The sequence below is a fragment of the Mycobacterium persicum genome (assembly GCF_002086915.1).
Taxonomy (GTDB): domain Bacteria; phylum Actinomycetota; class Actinomycetes; order Mycobacteriales; family Mycobacteriaceae; genus Mycobacterium; species Mycobacterium persicum.
Genome location: NZ_MWQA01000001.1, coordinates 2,636,589 through 2,640,760, shown reverse-complemented (window position 1 = coordinate 2,640,760; position 4,172 = coordinate 2,636,589). Strand labels below are relative to the sequence as shown.

Below are 4,172 nucleotides of genomic sequence, written 5' to 3'. Positions count from 1 at the left end.
CTTCCGAGGAGTTGGTCGCCGCCGCCGAGGCCGAAGCGCTGGTGCTGACCGCGGACCGGGCCGAGGCCGAGACGGAGGAGCTGCGCACGGCGCTGGGGGCTGGCGGCACGGGTAAGGGGACCGCCGGGGCGATGCGCGGCGCCACGGGTGCCATCAAAGAGCTGGAACGACGGCAGAAATCCCGTCACACCCGCGCCTCGCGGGATGCGCTGGACCGGGCACTGATCGACCTGGCGGGCTACTTCAGGGATGCGTTGCTGGTGTCGGCGAACGCGGCCACCGTAGCGGCCAATCACCCGGACATGGCCGACCGGGCCGCGGCGCTGGCCGCGCATGCCACACCCGATCGGCTGTTGCGTTGCATCGAGGCCGTGTTGGCCTGCCGCGAAGCGCTGGCGATCAACGTCAAACCCAAGTTCGCGGTCGACGCCATGGTGGCCACCATCGGCCAGGAGCTTGGGTGATTCTGCCCGCCTGCCGTAGACTCGTGCCGCCCGGCGCGATGGCGCCAGCAGGTACAGCCGCCTTAGCTCAGTCGGTAGAGCGATTCACTCGTAATGAATAGGTCAGGAGTTCGATTCTCCTAGGCGGCTCCGAACGCTCGGCCCAGCTGGGCCGTCACCCCGACATTGTCCGGATTGGACCGTCACATCGGTGCCAGGTAACCCACCGGACCCGACGCGATGCACAGCGACAGCGCAGTGGTGTTGGCCCGCACCGCGATCGCGTCCCCGGCGCCGGGCAGCCGGGCGTAGACGCGGTTGAGGCCTGGATGCACCGGGACCTTCCGCTCGGGTCCATCGGATAGCGACAGCGTCATCGATCCGTTGCTGTTGGCCAGGTAGTTGAGTTCGACCGTCCAGTCGGCGGGCAACAGCGGGCCGTCGAGGACCAGCCGAGTCGGCTGGTCCGGCTGGGTGAAGTAGCCGCAGCGCGGCTGCGGGCCGGGAACAATGGTGCGGATCCAGGTCACTCGCGCGTCGACCAGACTGCCGGAGCTGGTGAACATGCGCAATCGAGTTGTCGCCGTTTCGAATTCGGGGCGGTCGCGTAGCAGCGCGAACATGTGGCTGGCCAGGTTCTCTGGCCAGGCCACCCGCTGCAGCACCAGCGGGTCGACTTCCTGATCCAGCAGCGGTGCACTCGAATCGGCATGTGCCGCAGCAAGACTGGCCTTCGCATTCTGTAGGTATGCCTTGGTTGGGTTGTCCCGCCAACTGGTCAGAAATGTCGCCGTGGAATACAGGCTGCTGGCCAGGAACAGCACAGTCAGGCCGGCCGTCACCGCGGCGCGCGGCGGTGAGCGGTCCAGCCAGTCCAGCCACGGTGTTTCCCGGTTGGGCGCAGCGAACACGATAGCGCCCAGCAGCGCCAGTACGACCACGAGATCCGGCAAATACCTTAGTGTTTGGGCCAATTCGAGTGCGGTGAACCGTGACGAGCGCATCAGATAGATGGGTATCTGGCAGGCGACGGTATAGCCTGCCGCGGTCAACCAGACCGCACCGATGCGGCGCTTGCGGATCAACGAAAGGCCAAGCACGCCAAGCAGCACCAACCAGCCGAGGGCCATCACTGCGGACGGCGGCGTGGCCCACGGCGACGACGGCGCCCAGCGATCCCAGTGCCAGGGCCCGCCGGCCAGACCCGGCACGATGCCGTGGGTGATCGAGCGGCGCAGCAGATTCCACGTCATCGAAAGGTCCGAGCTCCACCGTTTCTGGTTGACCACCGCCAGATACAGCGCCACCCAGGCAGCGGTCAGCGCCAGCGAGGCCGTCCATAACCGGAAACCCGCCCGCCATACCGTTCGCAGCGCCCGCGGGTCGCCCCCGACGTGGCGCCACAGCGCGGCCACCGCGAACGCGACAAACGGGATTACCGCGGCCTTTTCGAAGAACAGCAGACCGACGAGGTAAACCAGCGTGGCGGTCACCGCGTATCGCTGGTTGCCGGTGCGGATCAGCAGGACCGCGTCGGCGCACACCCAGGCCAGCGCCGCCAGCATCGGCAACGAGTTCAGCGCCGCCGCCCACCACGCGAACCCGGGTACCCCCAACGGGGTGAACAACGCGAACGTCAAGGGAATCAACAGAACCGGACGCCAGCCCAGGATCACCCGCAGCGCCCGCAGCAATGCCAGCGAAGCCAGCAGCTGCAGCACCACCAGGCTGATTGCCGGACCGGTCCAGACCAGTGGCGCCGCCCGGATGATCGCAGCGCCAACCAGGAAAGCGCCCGGCATCACGTGGCCGTCGTGGTCGTCGAACAGGTACGACGGCGACAGCAGGCCCTGGGTGCCGGCCTTGCCGACCAGGATCAGATCGTCCCAGTAGAAGTAACCCCCGAATGCCAGCACCGCGCGAACGCCCAGCTGTGCCGTGATGAGCAGCGCGGCCGCCAACGTCACTCTGTATGGTGGGCCGGTGCGCGCACTCGTCACCGGGGCAGCCGGTTTCATCGGATCGACGCTAGTCGACCGTCTGCTCGCCGACGGTCACACGGTAGTCGGGCTGGACAATTTCGCGACCGGCCGGGCCACCAACCTCGAGCACCTCGCCGAGCACCCCGCACATGTTTTCGTCGAGGCCGACATCGTGACCGCCGATTTGCGGGCCATCCTCGACCAGCACCGACCGGAGGTGGTGTTTCATCTGGCGGCGCAGATAGACGTCCGGCATTCGGTGGCCGACCCGCGGTTCGACGCCGAGGTGAACGTGATCGGCACGGTGCGGCTGGCCGAAGCGGCACGCCGCACTCGGGTCCGCAAGATCGTGCACACGTCCTCGGGCGGATCCATCTACGGCGTCCCGCCGGTGTATCCGACTCCCGAGACGGTGCCCACCGATCCGGCGTCGCCGTACGCCGCGGGCAAGGTGGCCGGGGAGATCTACCTGAACACCTTCCGGCATCTCTACGGCCTGGACTGCTCACACATCGCGCCGGCCAATGTCTACGGCCCCCGCCAGGACCCGCACGGTGAAGCTGGTGTGGTGGCGATCTTCGCCCAGGCGCTGCTGTCGGGTAAGCCCACCAAGGTGTTCGGCGACGGCGGAAAAACCCGCGACTACGTGTACGTCGACGACGTGGTGGACGCCTTCGTCAAGGCATCCGGGGAAGCGGGCGGTGGGCAGCGTTTCAACGTCGGCACCGGCGTCGAAACCTCGGACCGTCAACTGCATTCGGCGGTCGCCGCGGCGGTCGGGGGACCCGACGACCCGGAGTTTCATCCGGATCGCCTCGGCGACCTGCAGCGGTCCTGCCTCGACATCGGCTTGGCCGAGCGGGTGTTGGGCTGGCGGCCCCGGGTGGAGCTGGCCGAGGGCGTGCGGCGCACGGTGGAGTATTTCCGGCACGCGTAACTCGGGGATCAGCCACCCGCCCAGCGTCACACCGCGTTACCCGTGGGCGCCAGGGGCGCCGGGCGCCCCAATCGCCCCGCCGCGGCCCCCGATACCACCCTCGCCTCCGCCGGCCAGGCCGCCGCTGAGACCACCGTCCCCGCCATTGCCGCCGAAGCCGAACAGCAAGCCGGCATCGCCGCCGTCGCCGCCGCGACCGCCGGCAACGGAGTTGGTTCCGGCAGCACCCCACCCACCGTTGCCGCCGTTACCGATCAACAACCCAGCGTTGCCGCCGTCGCCGCCGCGGCCCTGGAACCGCCCGAACCCGGCGCGACCCCCGTTACCGCCGTCACCGAACAGGCCCCGGGCGTGGCCGCCGTCGCCGCCGTCGCCGCCTGTCCCACCGTTGGAAGTGCCGCCTTGCCCGCCGGCGCCGCCGCTACTGGCCAGCATCCCGCCGGCACCGCCGTCACCGCCCCGGCCCGCACTGGTGGGTACTAGCTTGCTGGCGAGGATGTCACCACCGGCCCCGCCGGTACCACCCTGACCGAACCACCCGGCAGCGCTTCCTCCCGCGCCGCCGGCGCCGGCTACTCCCTCGGTCGCGATGCCGCCGGCTCCGCCGCCGCCAGCGTTGCCGGCGACGCTCCCGCCGGAGCCACCTGCACCGCCGTCGCCGCCACGTTTAAGTCCGCTGCCGCCGGCGCCGCCGGTGCCACCGTTGCCGAGCAGGCCAGCTGCTCCGCCGTTGCCGCCGGCGCCGCCGAACTTGTCGGTGTTCTCACCTGGAGCGGGGAGGGGGATGTCCCTGGTAGCGGCGGCGCCGCC

Annotated in this window: 2 protein-coding genes, 1 tRNA gene and 2 pseudogenes; 3 read left to right on the top strand and 2 right to left on the bottom strand. The window is 69.4% G+C overall.

Translation table 11 applies throughout. The annotated features are described in order from the left end of the window. Positions 1-464: pseudogene (locus B4U45_RS29230) on the top strand (DNA polymerase III subunit delta' C-terminal domain-containing protein); the annotation flags it as partial. A 56-nt stretch (positions 465-520) separates the two neighbouring features. After that, positions 521-593 (top strand) — tRNA-Thr (locus tag B4U45_RS11970). Positions 594-646: 53 nt separating this feature from the next. Here the strand turns inward: B4U45_RS11970 and B4U45_RS11965 are convergent. Then, positions 647-2,461, bottom strand: a complete 1,815-nt coding sequence (locus tag B4U45_RS11965; protein ID WP_075548946.1) for a hypothetical protein — start codon at positions 2,459-2,461, stop codon at positions 647-649. Here B4U45_RS11965 and B4U45_RS11960 point away from each other — a divergent pair. Beyond that, positions 2,427-3,362: an NAD-dependent epimerase/dehydratase family protein gene (locus B4U45_RS11960; protein WP_075548955.1), complete on the top strand. Its 936-nt coding sequence runs from the start codon at positions 2,427-2,429 to the stop codon at positions 3,360-3,362. The two genes, B4U45_RS11965 and B4U45_RS11960, sit on opposite strands and share 35 nt — an antisense overlap. Positions 3,363-3,398: 36 nt before the next feature. On the opposite strand, the pseudogene B4U45_RS29870 reads toward B4U45_RS11960, so the two are convergent. Next, positions 3,399-4,172 (bottom strand): annotated as a pseudogene (locus tag B4U45_RS29870) (PE family protein); the annotation flags it as partial.